The following is a 387-nucleotide window of genomic DNA, read 5'->3' on the forward strand; positions in this document are numbered from 1 at the left end:
TACATGTACAGTACCTGTGTGTTTGTAATCTACAACAGATAATCCAAACTCTTGTAGTTCAGTAATAAAGCTCTCAGCTAAATGGTTACCAAAAATATTAGTTGTTTGTAGGTTATCATCTAAATTTACAAAAGAAGTAATGGCAATAGGGGTATTACTATTTATGTAATTCATATTTTCAATTAGCTTCATGGCTAATTGTTCGGTGTAATTACTAAGTAATTTACTGCTATTTATTGGGCGGTAATTTTTTTCTGGAAACTGCCAGTTACTCACGCGAGGCGAGTCATTTTGAACGTGCCTTTTGTTATGAGAATAGTCATTATGAGGAGCGTGACCATTGTAAACAGGGTGACTAGAACAAGCTGAAAGTGAAAGGGTAAAAAG

1 protein-coding gene is annotated in these 387 nt (G+C 34.4%); it reads right to left on the reverse strand.

Going from position 1 to position 387, the window contains the following annotated elements; all coding sequences use genetic code 11:
* Positions 1-387, reverse strand: a 387-nt coding sequence (locus AAEY62_RS20690; protein ID WP_350636144.1) for a FlgO family outer membrane protein, incomplete at both ends; no start/stop codon positions are given.

It is taken from the genome of Pseudoalteromonas sp. GW168-MNA-CIBAN-0100 (genome assembly GCF_040309225.1).
GTDB lineage: Bacteria > Pseudomonadota > Gammaproteobacteria > Enterobacterales > Alteromonadaceae > Pseudoalteromonas > Pseudoalteromonas arctica.